This window comes from Methylocystis sp. (assembly GCF_046349115.1).
In the GTDB taxonomy this organism is placed as follows: domain Bacteria; phylum Pseudomonadota; class Alphaproteobacteria; order Rhizobiales; family Beijerinckiaceae; genus Methylocystis.
The window spans coordinates 277663-298631 of sequence record NZ_JAXMCX010000002.1; the positions used below are offsets into that span (position 1 = coordinate 277663).

General features: G+C 64.4%; 13 protein-coding genes. 7 read left to right on the forward strand and 6 right to left on the reverse strand.

Going from position 1 to position 20969, the window contains the following annotated elements:
* Window positions 1-68 precede the first annotated feature (68 nt).
* The 4 genes from U1E20_RS07070 to U1E20_RS07085 are packed head-to-tail and all read left to right on the forward strand — an operon-like array spanning window position 69 to window position 9128.
* Window positions 69-1622 (forward strand): efflux transporter outer membrane subunit, encoded by a 1554-nt coding sequence (locus U1E20_RS07070; protein WP_409979890.1) that lies wholly within the window; start codon window positions 69-71, stop codon window positions 1620-1622.
* On the forward strand, window positions 1619-2884 hold the full coding sequence (locus U1E20_RS07075; protein ID WP_409979891.1) for an efflux RND transporter periplasmic adaptor subunit: 1266 nt from the start codon (window positions 1619-1621) through the stop codon (window positions 2882-2884). Before U1E20_RS07070 ends, U1E20_RS07075 begins: the two co-directional genes overlap by 4 nt.
* On the forward strand, window positions 2881-6015 hold the full coding sequence (locus tag U1E20_RS07080; RefSeq protein ID WP_409979892.1) for an efflux RND transporter permease subunit: 3135 nt from the start codon (window positions 2881-2883) through the stop codon (window positions 6013-6015). The genes U1E20_RS07075 and U1E20_RS07080 overlap by 4 nt, the downstream gene beginning before the upstream one ends.
* Entirely contained in the window at window positions 6012-9128 is a 3117-nt protein-coding gene (locus tag U1E20_RS07085; RefSeq protein ID WP_409979893.1) for an efflux RND transporter permease subunit, read from the forward strand. The genes U1E20_RS07080 and U1E20_RS07085 overlap by 4 nt, the downstream gene beginning before the upstream one ends.
* Here U1E20_RS07085 and U1E20_RS07090 read toward each other — a convergent pair.
* The 6 genes from U1E20_RS07090 to U1E20_RS07115 all read right to left on the reverse strand — a co-directional run bounded on the left by U1E20_RS07090 (window position 9125) and on the right by U1E20_RS07115 (window position 17140).
* Window positions 9125-9412, reverse strand: a complete 288-nt coding sequence (locus tag U1E20_RS07090; RefSeq protein WP_409979894.1) for a hypothetical protein — start codon at window positions 9410-9412, stop codon at window positions 9125-9127. The genes U1E20_RS07085 and U1E20_RS07090 overlap by 4 nt on opposite strands.
* 151 nt (window positions 9413-9563) lie before the next feature.
* Entirely contained in the window at window positions 9564-10292 is a 729-nt protein-coding gene (bluB, locus tag U1E20_RS07095; protein WP_409979895.1) for a 5,6-dimethylbenzimidazole synthase, read from the reverse strand.
* Window positions 10282-11325 carry a threonine-phosphate decarboxylase CobD gene (gene cobD / locus U1E20_RS07100; protein ID WP_409979896.1) on the reverse strand — a complete coding sequence of 348 codons (1044 nt, stop codon included), beginning with the start codon at window positions 11323-11325 and terminating at the stop codon, window positions 10282-10284. Before cobD ends, bluB begins: the two co-directional genes overlap by 11 nt.
* On the reverse strand, window positions 11307-12764 hold the full coding sequence (locus U1E20_RS07105; RefSeq protein ID WP_409979897.1) for a cobyric acid synthase: 1458 nt from the start codon (window positions 12762-12764) through the stop codon (window positions 11307-11309). The genes cobD and U1E20_RS07105 overlap by 19 nt, the downstream gene beginning before the upstream one ends.
* Window positions 12761-13501: a cobalt-precorrin-6A reductase gene (locus U1E20_RS07110; RefSeq protein WP_409979898.1), complete on the reverse strand. Its 741-nt coding sequence runs from the start codon at window positions 13499-13501 to the stop codon at window positions 12761-12763. The genes U1E20_RS07105 and U1E20_RS07110 overlap by 4 nt, the downstream gene beginning before the upstream one ends.
* Window positions 13502-13624: 123 nt before the next feature.
* A complete protein-coding gene (locus U1E20_RS07115; RefSeq protein WP_409979899.1) occupies window positions 13625-17140 on the reverse strand; it encodes an indolepyruvate ferredoxin oxidoreductase family protein in 3516 nt (1171 codons plus the stop codon).
* Window positions 17141-17339: 199 nt separating this feature from the next.
* Here U1E20_RS07115 and U1E20_RS07120 point away from each other — a divergent pair, with 199 nt between their 5' ends.
* The 3 genes from U1E20_RS07120 (at window position 17340) to U1E20_RS07130 (ending at window position 20951) form a co-directional block, all read left to right on the forward strand.
* Entirely contained in the window at window positions 17340-18053 is a 714-nt protein-coding gene (locus tag U1E20_RS07120; RefSeq protein WP_409979900.1) for a DUF1007 family protein, read from the forward strand.
* Window positions 18050-19051: a nickel/cobalt transporter gene (locus U1E20_RS07125; RefSeq protein WP_409979901.1), complete on the forward strand. Its 1002-nt coding sequence runs from the start codon at window positions 18050-18052 to the stop codon at window positions 19049-19051. The genes U1E20_RS07120 and U1E20_RS07125 overlap by 4 nt, the downstream gene beginning before the upstream one ends.
* Window positions 19052-19193: 142 nt before the next feature.
* Window positions 19194-20951 (forward strand): AMP-binding protein, encoded by a 1758-nt coding sequence (locus U1E20_RS07130; RefSeq protein WP_409979902.1) that lies wholly within the window; start codon window positions 19194-19196, stop codon window positions 20949-20951.
* The last annotated feature ends 18 nt before the right edge of the window (window positions 20952-20969 follow it).

Here is a 20969-nt window from a genome sequence, read left to right on the forward strand (position 1 = left end):
CTCCACTGGCGCTTAAGGAAGGGGACGCTCAGGCCGTTCCCGCCGTCCCTTCCGGAGACGTCTGCTCCTTGACCGCGCCCGCTCTGTCTCACTCTACTCGCCCGGCGCTGGCGGCTGCGATGGTCGCGGCGGCGCTCTCCGGCTGCGATCTGGAGTGGGACAAGCCCAGTCTGTCGGCGCCGCCGCCGGCGCGTTTCGTGGAAGCGAAGCCGCATCCGGCGCCGCCGATCTCCGGGGGACGGGATTTCGCCGTCAAATTCGGCTCCAAGGAATTGACTCAGCTCGTCGAGCGCGCGCTCGACGACAATCTCGACCTCGCCGCGGCGATCGCCCGCATCACCCAGGCCGACGCGCAGGCGCGCGTTTCAAGCGCCGCGCAATGGCCTGCGGTCTCGTTGACGGATATCGCCCGCACGACGCGGACTCCCGGCACGACGATCAATGTCGGCTCAGCGAGCTCCGGATTTAATCCGGCTACGTCGTCGAGTTCGACCTCCAGCCTGACCAGCTCCGGGTTCCGCGCGCGCAACTTCGGCTTTTTCCAGCTCGGCCTGACCGCGAGCTATGAACTGGATTTCTGGGGCAAGAACGAGGACGCGTCGATGGCCGCGCGCATCCTCGCCAATGTGTCGCGCTTCGATCGCAACGTCGTCGAAATCTCGACCGTCGCCGCAGTGCTGAACGCCTATTTCCAGGTGCTCACCGCCCAGGACCGTCTGGTCATCGCCCGCCAGAACGTCGCGATCGCGCAGCAGGTGATGGACGCGATCAACGCTAGGCTCGAAGTCGGCGTGGCGACAGTGCTCGACACGTCACAACAGCAAACCATCCTTGCGCAGCAGCAGGCGTCCATTCCGCCGCTCGAACAGACCCTGCGCCAGACCCGGAACAATCTTGCGGTGCTGCTGGGACAGACGCCCGAGAGCATGACCATCAAGGGCGGCTCGCTGATCAAGCTGAACTTTCCGCGCATTGCGCCGGGACTGCCGTCGGAAGTGCTCTTGCGCCGACCCGACGTGGCCGAGGCGGAAGCGCGGCTCGCCTCGCAGGAGTTTTCAGTGTTGCAGGCGCGGGCCGCGTTTTTCCCGTCGATAAGCCTGACGAGCCTCTATGGCTTCCAGAGCGCGCTGCTCTCGACGCTGCTGCTGCGGCCGGACGCCATCGCCATACAGCTCGCCGGCACGCTGACCCAGCCGGTGTTCGATGGATGGAATCTGCAGGGCCAATATGACCAGCAAAAAGGCCGCTATTCGGAACTGGCGGCGCTTTACCGCAAACAAATTCTAACCGCGCTGTCGGATACTGAGAATGCGCTGATTGCAATACGCGAGACGGACCGCCAGATGAAGTTCCTGAGCGTCGCGGTGTCCGCCGCTCGAACCGCCTTGGGCGCTGCGGAGATGACTCTGCGGGAAGGAACAATCGACATAGTGACGCTGGCGCAGACGCAAACAAGCTATTTCCAGACGCAGGACCAGCTTGCCGTCGCGCGTCTCTCCCATTTCCAGGCGGCGACGAGCCTCTATCAGGCGCTTGGCGGCGGCTGGGGGCCGACGACCCGCGAAATCGAGATCGCCCGCTCCAACGCGGCCTATGAAGCTGACAGGGGACCATGGCCATGACCCGCGTCAGCCGAAGGGTCCTGCTCGCGATCGGCGCGCTAACGCTCGCTGTCGCCTTGGCCTTAGCGTATCAGGCTGGAAAGCTTCCTGGCTTCCGCTCGGGGGACCAGGGCGCCGGCGCAGGGCCTTCCGGCGGCGCGCGGGGCGAGCGTATCGTTACGGTGACTGTTTCGAAGACCCGTCTCGAAGACGTGCCGGTGACCATCGACGCGGTCGGCACCGTGCAGGCGCTCAATACGGTGACGATCCGCACCCAGGTCGACGGACGTTTGCTGCGTCTCGCCTTCACCGAAGGTCAGGACGTCCACAAGGGCGACATATTGGCCGAAATCGATCCGGCGCTTTATCAAGCGCAATATGATCAGGCGGTCGCCAAGAAGGCGCAGGACGAAGCCAATCTCGCCAACGCTCGCGTCGATCTCGCCCGCTACGAGAGGCTCGTCGTCGGCAATTTCGCCTCGAAGCAGAAACACGCCACCCAGAAGGCGACGGTGGCTCAGCTTGAAGCGCTGGTGCGGGCCGACAAGGCGGCGATCGACAACGCCAAGACAACGCTCGACTATGCGACGATCCGCTCGCCGATCGACGGGCGCGCCGGCATCCGTCTCGTCGACGTCGGCAATATTCTGCACGCCTCGGATTCGACCGGCATTGTCGTCATCACGCAACTGAAGCCGATTTATGTTGTGTTCACTCTGCCTCAGCAGGCGCTGCCCGCGGTGCAGAAGGCGCAGGCCAAAGGAGCGGCCAAAGTCGTGGCGCTTGGTCCGGACAACGCGACGCCGATCGAAACGGGAGAACTGAGCGTCATCGATAATCAGATCGACCAGATGACCGGAACGGTGCGCCTCAAAGCGACCTTTGCGAATCAAACGCTGTCGCTCTGGCCCGGCCAATTCGTCAATGTTCGTCTGATGCTCGACACGCTGAAGAACGTGCTCGTGGCCCCGAGCCACGCGGTGCAGCGCGGGCCGAGCGGCGCCTTCGTCTATGTGCTCGGCGCCAATGACGTCGCGACCATGCGCGAGGTGACGACGGGCCGACAGGATGAGAAAATCGCGGTCATCGCTTCTGGGATACAGCCCGGCGATGTCGTTCTGACGAGCGGCTTCTCCAAACTGTCGGACGGCGCAAAAATTCAGGTCGTGAGCGCGCCTTCGGCTGCGGACGCCGACAGCGCCGACGCCAGCGGCGAAGAAGAGCGCGCAAAGCCGGGGCGTGGAGCGGCGCCGCGCGCGCCAGGCGGTCGAATGAAGAAATGAACGTATCTGCGCCCTTCATCCGCCGGCCGGTGGCGACGTCGCTCTTGGCGTTCGCCGTGCTGCTGTTTGGCGTGATGGGCTATTTGCGGCTTCCGGTCTCGCCGTTGCCGCAGGTCGATTTTCCGACCATCCAGGTAACGACGCAGCTTCCCGGCGCCAATCCCGATACGATCGCGTCGCTGGTGACGGCGTCGCTCGAACGCCAGTTCGGACAGATTCCGTCGCTGACCAGCATGTCGTCGCAAAGCTCGTTCGGGCTGTCGCAGATCACGCTGCAATTCGATCTCGACCGCAACATCGACGCGGCGGCGCAAGACATTCAGGCGGCGATCAACGCCGCCGCCTCGACGCTGCCGCGCAACCTCCCCTATCCGCCGGTCTACGCCAAGGTAAACCCCGCCGACACGCCGATCCTGACGCTGACGCTGCACTCGAAGACCGCCACGCTGCGCGATCTAAGCGATCGCGCCGACACGCTGATCGCGCCGCAGCTCTCGCAGGTCTCGGGCGTCGGCCGCGTCTCGGTGCAGGGCGGCGTCCGGCCGGCCGTGCGCATTCAGGCCGATCTCGCGCGCCTCGCGGCCAATCGCATCAGCATGGAGGATCTGCGCCTCGCCATCGCTTCAGCGAATGTCGCCGGCGCCAAGGGCTCGCTCGACGGCAGGCGGCAGTCCTATGTGCTGGACGCCAACGACCAGATTCTGCAGGCCCGTCAATATAACGACATCATCGTCGCCTGGCGCAACAATGCGCCGGTGATGCTGCGCGACGTGGCGCAGGTCCTCGACGGGCTGGAGAACGCCCGCGTCGGCGGCTGGCACAATGGCGTGCAGACGGTGGTTCTCGACGTGCTGCGCCAGCCCGGCGCCAATATCATCAACACCGTCGAATTGGTGAAGCACGAGCTGCCGCAGATTCAGCGGGCGCTTCCCGCCGGCATGTCGCTCGAAATCGTCAATGACCGAACCGTCACGATCCGCGCCTCGATTTTCGAAGTGCAGCTGACGCTTGTCATCGCCGCGGCTCTCGTCGTTCTTGTCGTGCTGATGTTTTTGCGAAGCTGGCGCGCGACCGTCATCGCCGGCGTCAGCCTGCCGCTCTCGATCATCGCGACATTCTCCACCATGTGGGCCGCGGGATTCTCGCTCGACAATCTGTCGTTGATGGCGCTGACGATCGGCACGGGCTTTATCGTCGACGATGCGATCGTGATGATCGAAAACATCGTCCGCAACATCGAAGAAGGCAAAGCGCCGCGTCAGGCGGCGCTCGACGGCGCGCGCCAGATCGGCTTCACGGTCGTATCGCTTACCGTCTCGCTCATCGCGGTGTTCATACCGCTCCTGTTCATGACCGGCATCGTCGGACGGATGTTCCGCGAATTCGCCCTGACGCTGACAATGGCGGTCGTCGTCTCGGCGGCGATCTCGCTGACGCTGACGCCAATGCTGTGCGCGGCGCTGCTGCGCTTTGCGCCGCCGCCTGGTCGATCGCGATGGGAAACGATTTCGCTGGCGCTTGACCGCGCTTATGAAAAATCGCTCGACTGGGCGCTCAAGCGCGAGACATTCATGCTCGGGCTGACCGTCGCGACGCTGGCGCTCACCATCGTGCTCTACGCAATCATTCCCAAGGGTTTCCTGCCGCGGCAGGACACCGGCGTGCTGTCGGCGGTGATGGAGGCGGCGCCGGACGCCTCCTTCGACAAGATGACGGCGCTGCAGGCCAAGGTCGCCGAAGCCTTTCGCCGCGACCCCGACGTCAGCGGCGTGACATCGGTGCTGGGCGTCGGAACCCTCAATGCGACGACCAATGTCGCGCGGCTCACGGTGATGCTGCGTCCGCACGACGAACGCTGGGCGAGCGCCGACAAAATCGCCGACCGTCTGAAGGCGGCGGGCGAAAAAATCCCCGGCGTCACGCTTTACGTTCAGCCGGTGCAAGACATCCAGATCACAACACGGCCGAGCCGGTCGCAATATCAATATACGCTGACCTCCGCCGACGGCGGCGAATTGCTGACCTGGTCCAACCGACTGCTCGACCGTCTGCGCAAGACGCCCGGCTTACGCAACGTCGCCGCCGAAACGCAGGAGGGCGGCCTGCGCACGCTCATGCGGATCGACCGCGAGAAAATGGGTCGGCTTGGCATAACCGCGCAAAATGTCGACGACGTGCTCAACGACGCTTTTGGGCAGCGGCAGATTTCGACGATCTACACGCAATCGAACCAATATCGCGTCATTCTCGAAGCCGCGCCCCAATATCTGCGCGATCCTTCGGCCTTGCAGAAGCTTTATGTCGCGCCGCCTGGCGGCGGACCGCAGACGCCGCTCGCAACTTTCGTGCATATGGAGGATCTTTCCGCGCCGCTCTCCGTCGCGCATCAGGATCAGTTTCCCGCCTCGACCATCAGTTTCGATCTTGCGCAAGGCTATTCGCTGGGCGACGCGGTGAAAATGATCGCCGACGCCGAAGCCGCGATCGGCATGCCGTCGTCAATCCTCGGCGTTTTCAGCGCCGACGCCGCCGAATTCAACAAGTCGCTGGCGAGCGAACCCTGGCTCATTCTCGCGGCGATCGTGTCGATCTATGTCGTGCTCGGCGTTCTCTACGAGAGCTTCGCCCATCCCTTTACCGTCCTGACGACTCTGCCGTCGGCGGGCGTCGGCGCGCTGCTGGCGCTGCTCGCCTTGCACATTGAAATGTCGATCGTCGCGCTGATCGGCGTCGTTCTGCTGATGGGCATCGTCAAGAAGAACGCGATCATGATGATCGACTTCGCGTTGGACGCCGAGCGCGACGACGGGCTCTCGGCGCGCGACGCGATCGTGCGCGCCTGCCATCTGCGATTCCGCCCGATCATGATGACGACGCTTGCGGCGCTTTTCGGCGCTCTGCCGCTCGCGCTCTCGCATGGGCCGGGCAGCGAGCTGCGCATCCCGCTCGGCGTCGCGATCATCGGCGGCCTGCTGCTGTCGCAGGCGCTGACGCTCTACACGACGCCTGTCATCTATCTCGCCGTGGAGCGTCTGCGCGTTCGGCTGTCGCCGCCGGCCGCGCCGCGCTTCGCCGGCGAAGACGGGGTGGTCGAGCTGCCCAAGCCGCCAAGGCGCGAGGCTGCCGAATGAACATCTCCGCGCCGTTTATCAAGCGGCCGGTCGCAACGACGCTATTGGCGAGCGCGCTGTTCCTCGTAGGGGCCGTCGCTTATTTTTTCCTGCCGGTGGCGAGCCTCCCCGCCGTCGATTTTCCGGTTATTGGCATTTCCGCTTCGCGGCCCGGCGCCGATCCTCAGACGATGGCGGCGTCGGTCGCAGCGCCGCTCGAACGTCGCCTCTCCACCATCTCCGGCCTGAACGAACTGACCTCGACGAATTCGCTCGGTTCGACGCAGATCATCGCCCAGTTCGACATTACGCGGGACATTGACGCCGCGGCGCGCGACGTGCAGGCGGCGCTGAACGCGGCGCTGACCGACCTGCCCGCCGATCTGCCGATGCTGCCACACTATCGCAAAGCGAGCCAGTCGGGCATGCCGGTGATCGTGCTGGCGATGACTTCCGACACCTTGCCGACCAGCGCGATTTTTGACGCTGTCGACTCGGTCATCGCGCAGCGCGTTTCGCAGGTTCCTGGCGTCGCCGAGGCGCGGATCGCCGGCGCCGAACAGCCAGCGATCCGCGTCCAGGTCGACAGCGCGCGGCTCGCCGCCATGGGACTTGGCGTCGATGTGGTCGCCAATGCGCTCAACGCCGCCAACGCCCATTCCGCCGTTGGCGCGCTCGGCGGCGGTTCGCGCGAGATCACGCTCGCGACCACCGATCAGCTGTCGACGCCCGACGATTATCGCAACATTGTTGTCGCCTCGCGCAATGGCGCAGTGGTCAAGCTCGGCGACGTCGCCAAGGTCGAACTCGGCGTAAGAAACCGCAACGCCGCCGGATGGTTCAACGGCAAGCCCGCCGTGCTCCTCATTGTCGCCAAACAGCCGGACGCCAATGTGATCGAAACGGTCGATCAGATTAAGGCGCTGCTGCCGCGGCTGCAGGAATGGATTCCAAGCGGCGTCAAGATCCATGTGCTCGCCGACCGCACCCAGACGATCCGCGCCAGCATTCACGACATTCAGCGCACGCTGGCGATCTCCATCGTGCTGGTGATGATCGTCGTCTATGTGTTCCTGCGCCGCGCCACGCCGGTCATCGCGGCGGGGATCACCGTCCCCCTCTCGCTCGTCGGCACTTGCGCGGCGATGTGGGCCGCCGGATTCTCACTCGATAATCTCTCGCTGATGGCCCTGACGGTCTCGGTCGGCTTCGTCGTCGACGACGCGATCGTGATGATCGAGAATATTCAAAGCAACACCGAGCGTGGATTGGATCGGATGGAGGCGGCGCTGGTCGGCGCGAAGCAGATCGGCTTCACCGTTCTGTCGATCAGCCTGTCGCTTGTCGCCGTTTTTATTCCGCTGCTCTTCATGGAAGGCGTGATGGGCCGGCTGCTGCGCGAATTCGCCTGGACGCTGACCTTCGCCATCGCGATCTCGACGGTCATCTCGCTGACGGTGACGCCGATGATCTGCGCGCGTCTGCCCGCGCCCCGAGCGAAGCCGCCATCCCGCTTCGATCGGATTGTCGAAGGCGGTCTCGACAGGGTCGTGGATTTTTACGCGCGCAGCCTGCGGCCGGTGATCGATCATCCTTGGGCCACGCTGATCGTGGTGGTCGTCTCGATCGCCTGGACGGTGCGGCTCTATGAGACGATCCCCAAGGGCACGCTGCCCCAGGACGATATCGGGCTGATCAATGGAACGACCGAGGCGTCGGGGGACGTATCGTTCACCGAGATGGCGCGACTGCAGCGACTCGCGTCTGAAACGCTGCTCGCTGATCCGGATGTGGTCAATGTCGGCTCGTTTATCGGCGCCGCGAACTTGACCGCCTCCATGAACCAGGGCCGGCTGTTCGTCGCCTTGAAGCCGGCCGATGAGCGGCAGGCGTCAAGCAAGGAGGTGATCGCGCGCCTGCGGCGAGAATTCGCGAAAATCGCCGGCCTTAACGTGTATATGGTGCCCTCTCAGGATTTGCGATCGGGCGGGCGGCTCAGCAAGGCGCAATATCAGTTCACGCTGTCGAGTCCGTCGGTCGAGATGCTCGAAGCATGGCGCGACAAGGTGCTGGAGCGTCTCAAGCAGGCGCCGGAACTCGTCGATGTGACCAGCGACCAGGAGCGCGGCGGGCTGCGCGCCAAGGTCGTCATCGATCGCAGGGCCGCCTCGCGCATGAATGTGCCGATATCCGCTATCGATGCGGCGCTGAACAGCGCCTTCGGCCAGCGCCAGGACGCCATCATCTATACGCAGCGCAACCAATATCGCGTGATCTATGAAACGCCGCTCGAACGGCAACGCGATATTCGCGATCTCGCGGGAATTTACGTCTCTTCAGCGACCGGCGACCAGATTCCGTTGACCGCGCTCGCCCATATCGAGCGCAGCTCGTCGCCGCTCGTCGTCAATCATCAGGGCGTCGTGCCGGCGACGACAATTTCCTACAATGTCGCGCCCGGCTACAGTCTCGACGCGACCGTTGCAGCGATCGAAAAGGCGATCGCCGAGCTCAATCCGCCGGGCGCGCTTCGCGCCGAATTCGCCGGCGATGTCGCGGATTTTCGCAAGGTGGCGGCCGGCATGGCGGGACTGATCCTCGCCGCGCTGCTCTCGGTCTACATCATTCTCGGCATTCTCTACGAAAGCCTCATCCATCCGATCACGATCATCTCGACGCTGCCGTCGGCCGGCCTCGGCGCGCTGCTGTCGCTCGAATTGTTCGGCGTCGAATTCACCATCATCGCCTTCATCGGCATTTTGCTGCTCATCGGCATCGTCAAGAAGAACGGCATCATGCTGGTCGACTTCGCCTTGCAGGCGGAGCGCGACGGCGGCATGTCCGTGCATGACGCCGCGCTCGAAGCGGCGCGCGAAAGATTCCGTCCGATTCTGATGACGACGCTTGCCGCGACGTTCGGCGCGCTGCCGCTCGCCTTCGCGACCGGGATCGGAGCCGAACTTCGGCGTCCGCTCGGCATCACCATCGTCGGCGGCTTGCTGCTCAGCCAGGCGCTGACGCTCTACACCACGCCGGTGATCTATCTCTTGATGAGCAAGCTGAGACGCAAGAAGCCGGCTGGACAGGCGCATGAGCGGATGACGCCGCTCAAAGCGCATGGCGCTGGAGGTTAATGCGCCGGCGTTTGCGGGGGCTCGAAGAAGAAGCGCAGCACCTGGGCGGCGCCGCAATCCTCGATCGGCACATGCCAGAACTTCGACCCGAGATCTGGGAAGCGCTCCATCGGCAATTGAATCTGCGTCAGCGGCGCGTGAGTATCGAAGCCGCGCAGCATGGCGCGTTCAAATAATTTCAGAAGCTTCTCCTCGCAGTCAGGCACTTCCGTGACGGTGAGGATTGTATTGTTGGCGAGGGGGAAGGTCTTTTCGAACAGCTGTTCCAAGTTAATCGGCGCCATGTTCGCGTCTCCGACGCCCCCGAATTGGAGCTTCGACTATCCGGCGGATTCCGATGCTCCAACCATTCACGCGTCACGCTGAAAAAGCCAGCATCGCTAACAGGTTGATTCCAGTCGTCCACAGGAAAGCTGGCGTTAACCTTTCAGCTATTTAAGGCGGGTTTGTGGAAGCGGCCAGCCGTCCCCAGCTGTCCTCGAAAATCAGATTCTCCAAAGGAAGGCGCGACGCCCAACGCTTCACTTCGAGTTCCGGCGACGTATAGGCCCGCGCGACATAGCCGACGCAGAGATAGGCGACAATCGCTATCTCGTTGGGAATATAGAATATCTCTCGCAGGTCGGCGTCCTTCAGGATGCTTACCCAGCCGACCCCGACGCCTTCGGCGCGCGCCGCGAGCCATAGATTTTGTACCGCGCAGGCGGTACTGAGAATGTCCGTGTCGGGCTGCTGACTGCGCCCGAGCCCCGTCGCGCCAAAGCGGGCGCGGTCGCAGGTGACGCAAATATTGAGCGGCGCCTTCATGATGCCTTGCAGTTTGAGGCTGCGGTAGAGCGAACGCTGCTCCGGCGCCAAGGTCTGTTCCTCGGCCTCGCAGGCGCGCAAAAAGGCCTCGTAGACGGCATGGCGCTTCTCGACGTCTTTGACGATAATGAAGTTCCAAGGCTGCATGAAGCCGACCGACGGCGCGTGATGCGCGGCGTCGAGGATTCGGAGCAGCACTTCGCGCGGCACGTCGTCGGGAAGGAATTCATCGCGCACGTCGCGGCGCGAATGGATGACGCGATAGATCGCAGCGCGCTCGGCCTCGCTGAACGCCTCGGCCGGCGCGAGTTGCGCCGCTTGCGGCTCGTCCCTCGTTTCAGGCGCGTCAGCCGCCATCGACGCTCTCCAGCGCTTCCGCGAGCCGCGACCAGGCGTCGTCATTTCCCGGCAGACCAAACCGCAGCCAGTCCGGCTTTTCGACGAAGGCGCGCGTCAGCACGCCACGCGCGGCAAGACGGGCGAACCAGCGTGCGGCGTTCGGATGCGCCGCCAGACGAAACAGCGTCGTGCCGCCCGCGATGTGAAAGCCTGCCTGCGCCAGAAGCGCGTCGAGGCGCGCCGCGTCTCGCGCGGCAAGCTGCGCGGCGCCCGCGCGCCAAGCGTCATCGGCAAGCGCGCTTGCGCCGATGGCGAGCGCCGGACCGGATACGGCCCATGGCCCAAGCGCGGCGCGAAGCGTCGCCGCGCGCGAACGCGAAGCGAGCGCGAAGCCCAGCCGCGCGCCCGGGAGGCCATAGGTCTTTCCGAACGATCGCAGCACGATAAGGGCTGCGTCATTGGCGAAACGCGCCACGCTGCGCTCCGGCGTGAAGTCCATGAATGATTCATCGACGATCAGCAGACCGCCGCGTTGCGACATCCGACTTGCCGCGGACAAGATTTCCTGTGGTTCGAGGAAGCGTCCGTCGGGATTATTGGGGTTGACGATCACCGCCGCTTCGGCTTCGGCCAGCGCATCCATCGTCTCAACGACATCGACTTCGGCGCCCGAGGTCGCCCAACAGGCGGCGTGCTCCGCATAGGTGAAGCCGAGCACCGCGACCCGCTTCGCCGGAAAGACGCGCGGCAACAATTGAATGAATGCTTGCGTCCCGCCGCCCGCGACGATGTCGGCGCCGGCCGGAGCGCCATAGGAGCGGCGCGCCGCGCGCTCGAGCGCCGCGAATGCGTCATCGTCGGGAAGCCTGGTAAAAACCTCGTCGGCAACCGGCGGCAATGGATAGGCGCGCGGATTGACGCCTGTCGACAGATCTATCCAGGGCTGCGGCGCGTCGGGATATAGCCGCCGCGCCGCGTCCAGCCGCCCGCCATGCGCGACGGTCGGCGGCGCGCCGATTGTTGAATGCGCCGTCACCGCGCCATCTCCCATAGCGCGTCGAGATCGATATGGCGCGCGCAATGCGCAGCAAGCGCATCGAGCGTTTCTTCGATCGACTCCTCATAGCGCAGCGGCGACGGCGGCGCGCCGAGCACGCGCAGCAGCGACGCACGCAGGGAATCGTCAGCGAACAGCCCATGCGCATAGGCGCCCGCGACAAGGCCGTCGCGCGAGACCGCGCCGTCGATGCGTCCATCCGCGAGCCGCAGCGCAGGCCGCTCGCAATCAGGACCGGCAGTTTCGCCGACATGCATTTCATAGCCGCTAAAAGTAGCATCGAACATCGGCGCATGGCCGCTGACGGGCGTCAGCGTCTTTTCGCCGGTCAACGTCGTCTCGACGTCGAGGAGACCCAGTCCCGGCGCTTCGCCCGCGGGCCCCTCGACGCCGAGCGGATCGCGAATGAATCGGCCGAGCATCTGATAGCCGCCGCAGACGCCGAACACGCGGCCGCCGCGGCGCGCATGGGCGAGAATGTCGATGTCCCAGCCATAAGCGCGCAGCGCCGCAAGATCGGCGATGGTCGCCTTCGATCCCGGCAGGATGACGAGTTGCGTCTTAGGCGGCAGCGGCTCTCCGTCCTTGAGGAAGATGACGCGCGCGCCCGGTTCCGCCTTCAGCGGATCGAGGTCGTCGAAATTGGCGATATGCGGCAGAAGCGGAACCGCGATCACGACGCCGTCGCCCTCATCATGCGTTCTTGCGCGCAATCCAAACGCGTCTTCGGCCGGCAGCCGCGCGGCGGCGTCGAAGAACGGCACGAGGCCGAGCGACCGCCAGCCGGTGCGCTGTTCGACAAAACGCGAGCCGTCGTCGAAGAGCGTGGCGTCGCCGCGAAACTTGTTGACGATGAAGCCTTCGATCATCGCCGCATCGTCTTCGTCGAGCGCCGCCTTGCAGCCGAGAAGCTGCGCGATGATTCCGCCGCGGTCGATGTCGCCGACAAGCGCGACCGGGGCGTCGACTTCGCGGGCGAAGCCCATATTGGCGATGTCGTTTCGGCGCAGATTGACCTCGGCGGCGCTGCCGGCGCCTTCGACGATGACCATGTCGGCTTCCGCCTGCAGCCGCGCATAGCTGTCGAGCACATTCCGCATCAGGCGCGGCTTCAATTCCTGATAGTCGCGCGCCTTCGCCTGGCCGACCACGCGTCCCTGCACGATGATCTGCGCGCCCGAGGCGCCTTGCGGTTTGAGCAGCACCGGATTCATATCGATGCGAGGCGTAAGCCGCGCGGCTCGCGCCTGCAAGGCCTGGGCACGGCCGATCTCGCCGCCGTCGACGGTCACCGCGGCGTTATTCGACATGTTCTGCGGCTTGAAGGGCGCGACCTTGACGCCGCGATTGACGAAGGCGCGCGCGAGGCCCGCGACGAGGAGCGATTTGCCGACATCGGAGCCCGTGCCCTGGATCATCAGCGTGCGGCTCATGAAAAAAGGAATGCCATCGCCGCGTCGATGTCATGCGTCATCGCGGCGTCGCCGCGCGCCGGACGCGCAATCATGACGACGTCAAGCCCGAGCGCGCGCGCCGCCTCGATCTTGGCGTAGGCGAGCGCGCCGCCGCTATTCTTCGTCACGATGATCTCGATGCGCCTGTCGCGCATCAACGCGATCTCGTCTTCAAGCGCGAAGGGACCACGGCCGAAAATCACTTCGCAGGAGGGCGGCAGATCGCCGGCGTTCGGCGCTTCGATCACCCGCAAAAAATATTGATGCTGCGGCGCGACGCGAAAATCGGCGACGCCCTGACGGCCGATCGCAAGAAAGACGCGGCGGGGACTGTCGCCGAGCGCGCGCGCCGCGGCGGCGTTGCCCGCGACCTCGATCCAGCGATCGCCCGGCGCCGCGACCCATGGCGGGCGTGTCAGAACGAGCAGCGGCGCGCCGGCGGCGGCGCAGGCGGCGCGCGCATTGGCGGTAATGCGCGCCGCGAAGGGATGCGTCGCGTCGACGACATGGGAGATGCGCTCTTCAATGAGATAGCGCGTCAATCCTTCAACACCGCCGAAGCCGCCGACGCGCGTCGGCAAATCATGCGCGAGCGGCGCGCTGGTGCGCCCGGCGAGCGAAATGACGCCCCACAGCCGCCGATCCGCGGCGATGCGCGTCGCAAGAAGACGCGCCTCGGTGGAGCCGCCGAGCACGAGCGCACGGCGCAGGAGCATGGTCTCGTCACTGCGAGCGGAGCGAAGCAATCCAGATTCACGGCTCGAACTCTGGATTGCTTCGTCGGCTTTGCCTCCTCGCAATGACGACGGTCCCATGACGACACGCAACTCTTGAACGGTTCACTCTGCGGCGAGTTTTACAGCCGCGGGGTGACGGTATTCGGCGATCAGCCGCTCGCGCTCGGCGTCGACGGCAGCGATGTGGCGCGCCTTGACATGGCCGAAACCGCGAATGTGCTCCGGAAGACGCGCCAGCGCGACGGCGCCAGCATGATTTTCCCGCGCCAGCGAAATCGAAAACTCGTCGAGCAGCGCTTCATAATCCGCGAGCAAATTTCGCTCGACCACACGGTCGTGGTCGAAGCGGAAGACATCGAGCCATGTATTGCGCAAGCCTTTCATCTTGGCCAGCACGCGCAGCAGTTTGAACATCCATGGTCCAAAAGTGAATTTGCGCGAACCGCCGAAGTCGGTCTTGCGCTGAAGCGACGGGAAATTGGGCGCAAGATGCAGTTCGAGGCGCAGGTCGCCGTCAAAGGTTTCGTCGAGCTGGCGCTGGAAGGCCCCGTCGGTGTATAGCCGCGCGACTTCGTAATAGTCTTTCGCCGCCATCAGCTTGAAGAGATAGCGCGCCACCGCTTCGGTCAATTCATGCGAACCCGGCGCGCGCTGCGCTTCGAGCTTGGCGATGTCCTCGACGCGGGCGCGATAGCGGGCGGCGTAGGCCTTATCCTGGTAATCGGCAAGGAACGCCGCACGCTGCTCGATGATGTCTTCGAGCGTCTTCGATTTCTCGCGAATGCCATTGGGCTGGCGCAGCGATTTGACGACAGCGAGCACGCTGTTGAGATCATGCGCGGCGCGTCGTCCCCACAGAAAGGCCGAGTGATTCATCGGCACCGATTCGCCGTTCAATTCGATGGCGCGCAGGATCGCGGCGTCCGACAGCGGCAGATAGCCCTTCTGCCAGGCGTAGCCGAGGATGAAAATATTCGCGGCGATCGAATCGCCGAGCAACGCCTGGGCGAGCGCCGTCGTATCGATGAAGGTCGACTCCGGGCCGCCGGCGCGTCGGATCGCCTGCTTGATCTCCTCCGACGGCAGGACGAAGTCGGGATTGCGCTCGATGTCGCCGGGAAACACTTCGGCGCAATTGACCAGCACCGCCGTCTTGCCCTGCTCGACGGCGGCGAGCACTTGCTTGGCGCCGGCGACGACGAGGTCGCAGCCCAGCATCAGATCCGCTTCGCCCGCGGCGATGCGGATGGCATGCACGTCCGCCGGCGTGCGGCCAATCTTCACATGGCAATAGACCGCCCCGCCCTTCTGTGCGAGGCCGGCCATGTCGATGACGCCGACGCCCTTGCCCTCGAGATGCGCGGCCATGCCGAGAATCGCGGAAACGGTCACGACGCCGGTCCCGCCAAGTCCCGCAACCAGAACGCCATATGGCAAGGCCCCGATCTCGGCGATACGCGGCTCCGGCAGCGCGGGCTGTCCGCTGGCGTCTGCCTTCGAGGGCAGCGGCGCCTTTTTCATGCGTCCGCCATGGACGGTGACGAAGCTCGGGCAGAAGCCTTCGAGGCAGGAAAAATCCTTGTTACAGGCGGACTGATCGATGCGCCGCTTGCGGCCGAACTCGGTTTCGACCGGCTGCACCGCGACGCAGTTCGACGCGGTGCCGCAGTCGCCGCAGCCTTCGCAGACGAGTTCGTTGATGATGACGCGCGAGTCGGGATCGGGCATCAGCCCGCGCTTGCGCAGGCGGCGCTTTTCGGTGGCGCAGGTCTGATCGTAGATCAGCACCGTGACGCCTTCCGTCTGCGCCAATTCGCGCTGCACTTCGTTCAGGACGTTGCGATGATGAATGGTCAGGCCCGGCGGCCAGCCGATCGTCGGCGCATATCGGCCGGGCTCGTCGGAGACGAGCGCGATTTTTTTCACGCCTTCGGCCGCGACCTGCCGCGCGACCGCTTCGACCGTTAACTCGCCTTCGTGCTTCTGGCCGCCGGTCATGGCGACGACGCCGTTGAAGAGAATTTTGAAGGTGATGTTGGTGTTGGTCGCGACCGCGAAGCGGATGGCGAGCGAACCTGAATGATTATAGGTGCCGTCGCCGAGATTTTGGAACATGTGCTGGCGCGTCGAGAACGGCGCCTCGCCGATCCAGTTCGCGCCCTCGCCGCCCATATGGGTGTAGCCTTCGGTCGAGCGGCCCATCCATTGCGCCATGTAATGGCAGCCGATGCCCGTATAGGCGCGCGAACCTTCGGGCACATGGGTAGAGGTCGAATGCGGACAGCCGGCGCAGAAATGCGGCACGCGAACGGTGACGTCGGTCATCGTCCGGCGGCGGTCCTGCAGGCGCTCCAGTCGGCGCACGCGCGCCTCGAGATCTTCGAGCGGATGATATTTCAACAGACGACGGCCGATGGCGATGGCGACGTCATTGGCGTCGAGCGCGCCCTTGACCGGAAACAGCCAGTCGCCGCGCTCGTCCTTCTTGCCGATGCAGAGCGGCTGATGCGGGGCAGCGTATAATTCCTCGCGCAGCTGCACTTCGATGAGCGAGCGCTTCTCTTCGACGACGATGATGAGATCGAGGCCGCGCGCGAATTCGCGCAGACCTTGCGGCTCGATCGGCCAGGGCGCCGCGATCTTATAGAGGCGCAGACCGAGATCGTTCGCCTTGACTTCGTCGAGGCCGAGATCGTCCATCGCCTGACGCACATCGAGATAGGATTTGCCGACAGTGATGACGCCGATTTTCGGATTGGCGCCGCCGGAGGTGATGAATCGATTCAACCGGTTGGCGCGAATGAAGGCGAGCATCGCATCGCGCTTGCTCTCCTGCAGCCGCTCTTCTTGAGCAAGAACCGGATCGCCGGCGCGGATGTTGAGCCCGCCGGGCGGCATGATGAAATCGATCGGCGCGATCGGGCGCACGCGATCGGGCGAACTGTCGATCGACGCCGTCGACTCGACCGTATCCTTGAGCAGCTTCAGGCCGACCCAGACGCCCGCGTAGCGCGACAGCGCGAAACCATAAAGCCCGTAGTCGAGAATTTCCTGCACGCCGGCCGGCGACAGGATCGGAATCATCACATCGACGAAATGATAGTCCGACTGATGCGCGGTGGTCGAAGATTCCGCCGTGTGATCGTCGCCCATGAGCGCCAGCGCGCCGCCATAGCGCGACGTGCCGGCGAGGTTGACGTGCCTGAAGGCGTCGCCGCTGCGGTCGACGCCGGGACCTTTGCCGTACCAAAGCGAGAAGACGCCGTCATATTTGCCTTCGCCGCGCATCTCGGCCTGCTGCGCGCCCCAGATCGCGGTCGCGGCGAGATCCTCGTTGAGTCCGGGCATGTATAGAATATCATTGGCGTCGAACAGCGCCTTGGACTTATGCATTTGCGCGTCGACGCCGCCGAGCGGCGAGCCGCGATAGCCGGTCACGAAGCCGGCGGTGTTCAACCCGGCGCGGCGATCCGCCTCCTTCTGCATGAGCAGCAGACGCACGATCGCCTGAGTGCCGGTGATCAGCACGCGCGATTTATGGAGGTCAAATCGGTCCGAGAGCGACGCCTCGGCGAAGGCGGAGCCGGTCAGTGCGTCGCCGGCGGCAATTTCCGCCATCTACTGCTCTCCTGCGCGTATTCTGCGAAGCGCGCTTGGGACTCTTGCGCTCACACGCTAAATAACAAGGATCAACCCGTGAACGAATCCGGTTTAACGACCCAGCCGCATCCCGACGCACAGCGCCCCGCCGGCGCCGACTCTGCACCCGCCACCTTATGCCACAGGAAAGCGCCTTTTCAAGGACGTATCTCCCGGCATGCACAGGCTCGATGCGGGAGTCCGCGCCGCGTTTTTGCCGCCTTCGCCGCCTAAGCGCGAGACTCGCATGAAGCTGAAAATCAACTCGATTCTTATCCTTATCACGACAGTGATGGGAATTGGGACGGCCTTGGCGCACCCTCATGTATGGGTCGCGGTGCGCAGCGAGGTGGTGTTCGCGCCGGACGGCAGGATTACCGGCGTTCGGCACGCCTGGGAATTTGATGAAATGTATTCGGCCTATGCCGTGCAAGGGCTCGGCAAGGACGGCAAGCCGCCCACCAGCGAAGAACTCGCCCCGCTCGCCAAGACCAATGTCGAATCGCTGGCCGAATTCGACTTTTTCACTTTCGCCAAGCAAAACGGCGCCAAGCTCGCGTTCAAGCCGCCGGAAAATGTCAAGCTTGAAGCCAATGACAAGAAAATCGTCACGATGCGTTTTTTCTTGCCGCTGGAAACGCCTGTCGCGGCGAAAAAGCCGTTTTCCTTCCAGGTCTATGACCCGACATATTTCGTATCTTTCGGGCTCGAGAAGCAAAACGCCGTCACGCTCGCCGGCGCGCCGGCGGGCTGTTCGCTCAGCCTCGTCGAGCCCGCGCCGCTCGTGGCGACCGACAACCAGAAATTGAGCGAGGCGTTCTTTCAGAACATGTCGCCCGGCGCCGATTTCGGCGTGAAACTGGCGACGCGCGCCATCGTGGCCTGTCCGTGACGATTGAACGAAGGGTCTTCTGGATCGGCGTAACGGTTGCTGCAGTAGCGATCGCGGCGTCATCGGCCTGGGGGGCGCCGCGTCATCCTTTCGCCGTCGGCGCGCAGGAGTCCGTCGGGTCGGCGACGGGCTTTGCGGGACTCATTCTCGCTTGGCAGAGCAAGTTCCAGGCGGAGCTGCAGGCCGCCGTTCGGGCGCTCAAGACCGATTCTTCCGCTTTCTTCGCGCTCGCTGCGGCGAGCTTCGCCTATGGCGCTTTTCACGCCGCCGGGCCCGGCCATGGCAAGGCGGTGCTGGCGTCTTACATGATCGCCAATGAAACCGCGCTGCGGCGCGGGCTGCTGCTCGCGGCGCTCGCCGCGCTTTTGCAAGGGCTGGTCGCGATCGCGATCGTCGGCGTCGCCGCGGCGATTTTCCGCGCGACGGCGAGCGAGATGAGCGATGCGACGCGCCTGATCGAAATTGCGAGCTATGCCGCGGTGGCCGCAGTCGGCGCGCGTCTCGCCTGGGTCAAGGGCCGCGCGCTATCGGCGGCCCTCAGCGCGCCAGCAATCGTGTCCACGACGCGCGGCTTCGTCTGCGAGGCGATCGACGATCCGACTCATGTGCATGACGAGACCTGCCGCCATGCGCCGGACCCTTCGACTCTGGCGGGTCCGACGTTCCGCGTCGCGGACGCCGCGGCGACCGTCGTCGCCGCCGGTCTGCGTCCCTGTTCGGGCGCGATTCTCATCCTGGCGTTCACCCTGTCGCAAGGACTCTTTGCCGCCGGCGCCGGGGCGGTCATCGCGATGTCGGCTGGAACCGCGTTGACGACGGGCGCGCTCGCCGCGACGGCGGTTTACGCCAAGGGCGCGGCGGCGCGGCTCGGCGCGAAGGATTCGCGCCGAGCGATCATCATCGCGCGCGGCGGCGAGTTGATCGCCGCGATCCTGGTTCTGGCGCTCGGCGTGACGCTGCTTCTCGGCCTCGCGTCGACGTCGGCGGGCGCGGCCTGACGCCGCTCGCGACGCAACATAATCATTGCGGCGCGCATGGCCTCATCCGGCCCCGGATGCGCTATCTTGAAAGAAAGCAGATTGGCGGATCGGACGATTCGCGATCCGCTCCATTGCCGGCGCGCGGAGGTCCAGGACGACGATGACGAACGCGGAACACCAAGAGGACCCCTACGCGAAGCGACCGTGGCTGTCGTCCTATCCCGCTGGCGTTCCGGCGGAGCTCGATGAATCGTCCTATTCGACTCTGGTCGACGTATTCAATGCGAGCGTTGCGAGATTCGCCGATCGAACCGCGATGGAGAGCTTCGGCGCGTCGCTGAGCTACGAGGAACTCGGCCGCGCCGCCGTCGCGGTCGCCGCATGGCTGCAGACCCGAGGGCTGAGAAAAGGCGACCGGGTCGCGATCATGTCGCCGAACGTGCTTGCCTATCCGGCGATCCTCTATGGCGTCCTGCTCGCGGGCGGCGTCGTTGTGAACGTCAATCCGCTCTATACGCCGCATGAACTCGAACATCAGATGAACGACTCCGGCGCGCGCTTTCTGTTCGTCTTCGAAAATTTCGCGCATACCGCCGCCGCCGCGTGGCCGCAAATGAAGCTTGAGCGGGCGATCGTCGTGAAGCCCGGCGATCTGATGGGTCTGCGCGGCGCGCTCGTAAATTTCGTTTCACGCTGGGTCAAGCGCATGGTCCCCGCCTATCGCCTGACGGGATGCGTCGGCTTCGCGCAAGTGCTGCAGGCTGGCGCCGAAGAGCCGTTCAAACCGCCGCCGATCGGACCGGACGACATCGCCTTTCTGCAGTATACCGGCGGCACCACCGGCGTCGCCAAAGGCGCGATGCTGCTGCATCGCAATGTCGCCGCGAATGTCGAACAATCATGGGTTTGGTTAAAGCCCTATCTCGCTGACAAGCCGTTGATCATGGTGACGGCGCTGCCGCTCTATCATATTTTCGGTCTGACCGCCTGCCTGCTGCTCGTGGTCAAGACCGGCGGCTGCTGCCTGCTCATCGCCAATCCGCGTGACATCAAAGGGCTCATCGCGACGCTGCGCAAATCGCCGTTCACGCTGTTCTCCGGCGTCAACACGCTTTATGCGGCGATCGCCGACCATTCGACCGCCAAGACGGTCGACTATTCCCAACTTCTGCTCACCATTTCGGGCGGCATGTCGACCCAGGAAGTCGTCGCGCAGAAATGGAAGGCTTTGACCGGCAAGCCGATCGTCGAAGGCTACGGCCTGACCGAGACCTCGCCGATCGTCACCATCAACAAGCCGACGATTTCAGAATTCACTGGCGGCATCGGCTATCCCGTGCCGTCGACGGAAATCTCGTTGCGCTCGCCCGAAGGCGAACCGGTTCCGATCGGCGAGCGCGGCGAACTTTGCGTCAAGGGGCCGCAATTGATGGGCGGCTATTGGCGCAGACCGGATGAAACCGCGACGGCGATGACCGCCGACGGATTTCTCAAAACCGGCGATATCGCCGTGATGGCGGCGGACGGTCTAATCAAAATCGTCGATCGGCTGAAGGACATGATCCTCGTCTCGGGGTTCAACGTCTATCCCAATGAAGTCGAATCCGTGCTCGTCCAACACCCCAAAGTGAAGGAAGCGGCGGTCATCGGCGTGCCGCATGAACATTCCGGCGAGGCGCCGATGGCCTTTATCGTTGCGCGCGATCCGAGCCTCACGCGCGAAGAATTGCGCGCCTTCGCGCATGAGCAGCTGACCAGCTACAAAATTCCGCGCCATTTCGAATTTCGCGAGAGCCTGCCCAAGACCAATGTCGGCAAAATCTTGCGCCGCGCGCTGAAGGAGGAATATCTCGCGCGCAGGAAATCCGTCGCCGATGAGGGAGGCGGCCAGAGCCTGCGCCCCGAACTGGAGCGCTAACGCGGCGCGCCGAATTCA